This window comes from Roseateles sp. (assembly GCF_036404855.1).
Classification (GTDB): Bacteria; Pseudomonadota; Gammaproteobacteria; order Burkholderiales; family Burkholderiaceae_C; genus Pelomonas.
In genome coordinates, this window is the sequence record NZ_DASWYS010000210.1 from 1 (window position 1) to 4,723 (window position 4,723).

6 protein-coding genes are annotated in these 4,723 nt (G+C 63.9%); all 6 read right to left on the minus strand.

What is annotated here, in order from left to right:
- On the minus strand, nt 1–2,057 hold a 2,057-nt coding region (locus tag VGF12_RS14090; RefSeq protein WP_331176668.1), incomplete at its 3' end, for a portal protein.
- Nucleotides 2,058–3,356 carry a PBSX family phage terminase large subunit gene (locus tag VGF12_RS14095; protein WP_331176669.1) on the minus strand — a complete coding sequence of 433 codons (1,299 nt, stop codon included), beginning with the start codon at nt 3,354–3,356 and terminating at the stop codon, nt 2,058–2,060.
- The gene (locus VGF12_RS14100) at nt 3,337–3,690 is read right to left on the minus strand and encodes a terminase small subunit (protein WP_331176670.1); all 354 of its coding nucleotides are present in this window, start codon (nt 3,688–3,690) and stop codon (nt 3,337–3,339) included. The genes VGF12_RS14095 and VGF12_RS14100 overlap by 20 nt, the downstream gene beginning before the upstream one ends.
- A 114-nt stretch (nt 3,691–3,804) precedes the next feature.
- Nucleotides 3,805–3,981 (minus strand): hypothetical protein, encoded by a 177-nt coding sequence (locus tag VGF12_RS14105; RefSeq protein WP_331176671.1) that lies wholly within the window; start codon nt 3,979–3,981, stop codon nt 3,805–3,807.
- The gene (locus VGF12_RS14110; protein WP_331176672.1) at nt 3,981–4,163 is read right to left on the minus strand and encodes a hypothetical protein; all 183 of its coding nucleotides are present in this window, start codon (nt 4,161–4,163) and stop codon (nt 3,981–3,983) included. Before VGF12_RS14110 ends, VGF12_RS14105 begins: the two co-directional genes overlap by 1 nt.
- Complete coding sequence (locus tag VGF12_RS14115; RefSeq protein WP_331176673.1) at nt 4,160–4,660, minus strand: lysis system i-spanin subunit Rz; 501 nt, start codon at nt 4,658–4,660, stop codon at nt 4,160–4,162. The genes VGF12_RS14110 and VGF12_RS14115 overlap by 4 nt, the downstream gene beginning before the upstream one ends.
- Nucleotides 4,661–4,723: the final 63 nt, after the last annotated feature.

Consider the following 4,723-nt stretch of genomic DNA (forward strand, 5'->3'; position numbering starts at 1 on the left):
CGCGCCAGACGGGCGTCGTCATCGTCCTCGGACTCCATCGAGCGGATGGCCTGCGTGTTCTTGACCTGGCTGTCGCGCTCGGACTGGTCGATCTGGCGGGCCTGCAACTGCAACTTGGCCGCGCCTTCCTGCGCCTTAAGGCCAAGCTCCTGTTCCTTGATCTGCAGCTCGGCCGCCTTCAGCGCCGTGTCGGCTTGCTTGTTCTGCACGTCGGCTTTAAGCGACTCGTTCTCCTGCGACATCTGCTGCAACTGCTGTTGCAGCTGCCCCATCTGCTGCTCGACCTGCTGCTGCATCTGCATGAAGGCCTGCGGGTTCGGCGGCATGCCGGTGGGCTCTGGGTCAACGAACCGCTCCGGGTTCTTAAACTCGTTGGCTTCCACGTACAGACGGATGGCCTCAGCCCAGTGCTGCGGGCGAACTACACCAGCCTGCGCACCCATACCGAGAATCTGGGTCAGGCCCAAGATCCGATTGGCCTGCTGCTCCTTCGACCCGTTGCCCAGGCCGACGTTGATCTTCACGTTGAACTGGTTGCGGAACTCGGACGGATTGATCGGCACGAACTGGCCGTTGATGGCGACCATTTCCGGCACGTTCTGGTGCTGAATCGCCAGCTTGAGGATCTTCTTGAACATCTGGCGCATGCCGACCGCGAAGAACCGCGCGATCAGCTCCATGCGCATGTCGGCCTTGGCTGTCAGCAGCTCCGTGCCGCGGGCCGTCTTGTTCAGCGCGTTCTGGTCGGTGCCGGCGCTGTAACGGTTGAAGCCGGTGCGGTTCTCAGCCCAGGAGGCGATGTATTCGTTGAACTGGTACGCCGGGGCGCCCAAGCTGGGCTGCACGATCGGCTGAATAGCATTCTGCGCCGGACCTTGGCCGCGGATGACGCCGCCCGCACGGTTGTCCAACACGTCGTCGATGTTCACGTTCGCCGACGTGTTGACGTAGGTCCGCCCGTTGACCGTGAGGAACATATTGTCCTCGATGGTCCGGATGGTCCGGGTGCGCAACCGCTGCGGCTGGATGGCACGGTCTGCCGGACAGTCGCCGAAGAACGCATGCGAGCGCGGGATCGGGCAGATCCAGCAGTACGGGTGGTCGTCCACCTGCTCAATGGCCGCCTCGCCCGTCTCGGCGTAGATCGCCACGCTGCCGGCGATCATGCAAACCTTCAGCCACTCAGCGATGCCGTCGCCGTCGCGGTCCAGCTTGATATACACCTCGGCGAAGTCGATCTCCTCGTGGGAGATGTGCGGCGCGCTGTAGGTGAAGTCGTCCGTCTCGCCCAGCTCCGCCAGCATGGCGCTATCAGGCTCGGCCGGGGACGAAGCGCCCACGTCGCTCAGGTCGTAACCGTCCTGCTCCAGCTCGAAGCGACGGCGGCCGAATTGTCGGCCGATCATGGCCGGCTCAGCACCCCAGCGGGCATTCACGTCCACCCGCATCTCGGAGGGCGCCACAGCCTGCACCTTGATGCAGGTCCGCTTGCCTTCCTTGACCACGGTGAAGCTGATCAGGCCCTGCTCATCCTGCTCGGGCTCGCCATCAAGCTGCCAGCCCTCTTGCGCCAGCATCGCCAGCTGCTCCAGGGTCTGGCCTTCGTACTTCTGCTTGGCGTCGTCCGACTCTTCCTCGGCCCACACCTGGATGAAGCCCACTTTCTGCAGGAGCGCGTCCTTGAACCAGTCGTGGACGATGCCCACGCCGTCGTTGCGCACGTAGAAGATGTGGTTGACGTAGGCCGTGGCGAGCTTGGCCTGTTGCTCGCTGCCAGGCTGGCCCTGACCCTCGAAGGTCACCGCATCGTCCGACCCGACGAACATGCGCATCAGTGCCGGCAGCATGCCGTCCACCGTGTCCGCCACGTCGGTGGCCACGAAATCCGAGCGGTCCTCAATCTCCGGCGGCGCCAGTTCCCCGGTCGGCTCGGCGTTGTAGAAGTCCAAGTTGCGCTCACGGGCACGCGAAACGTCGCTGTCCGGCGCACCCAGGCTGTTCGTCAGCGCCTCTCGGCAGGCTGCCTGGATTTCCTCGTCCGTGAGGGGTTCGGCCATTTAGCGGAGTCTCTTGTAGTTCAGCGGGGCGGTGTTCGGCGCGGCTGGCTGCTGCTGGTGATCGATCGCCATCAACCCGAAGGCATCGGATGCATGGCTCGACCAGTCGTGATTTGGTCCCAGCCCAATCCCTCGGGCCTCGTCTCGCTTCTCGTGATACCAGCCCAGCGCATCGCGCCCAGGCTCGGTGGTGTTTTCGTTGAACCGGACGGCTGGGAACAGTCGCCGAACCGCCTCGATTCGCATGTTTGCCGCGCCTGGCCCCATGTTCGGGACCACCTTCACGGAGAACCCGGCGCCGGTCAGCGCACTTTCGTAGCTGACCTGGAAAACCTTGTCGTTCGTGGCGCCGTCATGCGGTAGAACACACAGGGCGCGCTCGTATCCGCTCTTGCGCAGCCAGTGGACATGCGCGTCAAGCGGCTGCCCGACGGCCTCGTAGTAGTCCAGAACACGAACGTCGAGTCCGACGAACTGGACGATCCAGATTGCGCAGGCGTCGGCCTTCGCTCCAGTGCCGCCGATGTCCCAATAGGCCCGCAGCGTCATCAGCGGGTCTTGCGGGACTGTCGTGATGCGGCCCTGCGACCGGCACTCGGCCAGCTGGCGGGCGAAGTAGGCCCCCTCTGAGACGGTGACGTAGCCACCCTCCCAGATGTGGTCGTACTGGTCCGGCTGCATACGCAGACAGTCCAACCGTTCCTGCTCAAGCTCAGGCGTGAACCACGGGTTGTCCCGCCAATTCGCCTTCACCACCGAAGCGCCAGTGGGCAGCTCAGTCCCGCGCAACATCAGATCGACCGGGTCAGTCTTGCGCCTGGCGTTCCAACTGAACCAGAGCTGCGAACCCGGTTTGCGAAGCGTCGGGCGCAGCATGTTCAGTGAGTGGGCCGTTGCCGATTGCGCCTCTTCCCACCATGCCCGGTCGAAGCCTTCGAGGGACTTGATCGACTCGGCCGTGTAGTCCTGCATGCCCTTGAAGATCAGCAGGCCATCCCGCGGCGTCTCAATGACATCGCGGAAGACCTTGAAACCCTGCGCCTCACCCAATCCGAAGTCGCGCAGCTTGGCCTCGATAAGCGCCTTGCTGGACTGCGCCAGATCCTTCTGCACCTCTCGGATACAGACGCCGCGCAGCCCTTCGCCCGTCTCGCCCGGGAAGGCCAGACAGTCCTCGATCAGCAGCCCGCCGAAGAAGTGGGATTTACCCGAACCGCGGCCGCCCCATGCGCCCTTGTAGCGCGAAGGCCCGAGCAGCGGCTCGAAGACCTCGGCGGTGTCAATCTGAAGGACGGACAATGCGACGCTGGACGACTTCGATCGCCCCCTCAACCTTGACGGTCTGCTCGGACTTGTCCGACCAGCCCTGATTCTTCAGCCAAAAGATCGTGCCTGCAGCATTGGGTCCAGCAAGCCGAGCCTCCCAGGCTCCCTCCAGCTTTGCCCTCGCCCTTTTTACGGCGTCGGAAAACCCATCCTTCTTCGCGTACTCCCAGAGGGTGTCGCGGCAGATATCGAGAGCCAGACACAGCCCGTTTACCGTGGGCGGCGCGTCCTTCGTGCAGTTGTCCAGATAAGCGTCGGCCAGAGCCTCAAACTCTTCCGGACTCTCGAATTTCGGCGGCCTCGCCATCCTTGGGTTCCTTCTGGGGGCTGGACTCCGCCTTGGCCCCGAATGTGCGCTCCCAGTTGTCCGAGAACGTCTTGTCATCTACCGCGAACGGTCGCGGCGTGTCGCCCTTGCCGCTCACTTCGTCACCGCCTGGTCCCCGACATTGGCCGCTAGGTAAAGCCCAAGCACCCACGCGGATTGCGTGAGCCACTGCGCTGCATCAAGCCTGCCGATGCTGAAGAACACGACCCCGGCGAGCCAGCCGGCGCAGGCCAGCACGAACTTGCGGGAGGCGTAGCGGCGGTCGGCCATCAACTCACCGCAATGTATTTGCCGACATACATTTCATTCGTCTCGTAGTCCCAGAACGAGCCGTCGCGCAAGACCGGAGGCTCGCAAAGCTCCACGTAGTGCTCGAAGTGAGTGCACACTGGGAGATCTCCATGCTTGTCAAACTGAGCCTGGAGCTTGATGATCAGCTCGGACGTTTTCACTTCCGATCCGCCTCAATCACTTGCTGGAGTCCGCGGACTTGGGCGTCGCACTCGTCTGCGGCTCGAACAAGATCTGCCGCACCTTGTTCCCGGTCTGCGGCGCCCTCATCAGGCTGGGCGGCGGAGGCGACAGCTTGGGACAGCTCGGCGGTGGCTGCCGAGGCTTGCCACAGCTTCCGAAGCCGCAGGTTGCCGCTACGCAGATCAGCAACGATCCGATCATGCTCAACTGCTGCCGCATCTCGTTGCTCCTCGTAGTCCTTGGCGATCGCCGCCATCTCGTTCGCTCGCCGGCGCTCGGTGTCGAGCGTCTGCCTCAGCGAAACGACCTCCTGGCGAGCCGAATCTCTCTCCTGCTCGGCCTGTGCGGCGCGGGCATCGGAAAGAGCGGAAATCCCACGAAAGTACAGAAGGCCGATCAGTGCAGCGACCGCCAGCGCTGCGGCAATGCCGGCGGTGATCTTCCACGCGTTGGCGCGGAGTTCGGCGAGGATCACGCGCCCGCCTGGTCCGTGTCGTCCGGCTCGCCCCAATTGCCACGGGCGAACCCGAGTGCGGCC

What these genes read in the sequence shown, in the direction of transcription:
- VGF12_RS14105 (WP_331176671.1), bottom strand. Translation starts at nt 3,981, where the DNA reads ATGGCCGACCGCCGCTACGCCTCCCGCAAGTTCGTGCTGGCCTGCGCC.
- VGF12_RS14100 (WP_331176670.1), bottom strand. Translation starts at nt 3,690, where the DNA reads ATGGCGAGGCCGCCGAAATTCGAGAGTCCGGAAGAGTTTGAGGCTCTG.